Annotated in this window: 1 protein-coding gene; it reads right to left on the reverse strand. The window is 65.6% G+C overall.

From position 1 onward, the window contains the following. The coding region (locus tag ABFY71_RS18930) for a hypothetical protein (RefSeq protein WP_347947426.1) at positions 1-262 on the reverse strand (262 nt) is incomplete at both ends.

Below are 262 nucleotides of genomic sequence, written 5' to 3' on the forward strand. Positions count from 1 at the left end.
GCCGCACGCTCTCTTCCGTCTCCAGCAGACGCTCCGCCAGACGGCGATTACGCGCCAGCTCGTTTTGCAGAGACTGGTTCAGCTCGCGCAGACGCTGGATCCCCGCCCCCAGCAGCAGCCCGGTCAGGCTTTGAGCCAGCAGGGAAAGCAGCAGGTCCACCGGATGGTCGTGCCAGGTCTGGCTGGCAATGAGCGCGATGGCGTTCATCAGCGTGGCAATCAAGGCGCCCTGCCAGCCGTAGTGCCAGGCGAGGGCGATGAT

This window comes from Devosia alba, from assembly GCF_039938915.1.
Lineage (GTDB): Bacteria > Pseudomonadota > Alphaproteobacteria > Rhizobiales > Devosiaceae > Devosia > Devosia alba.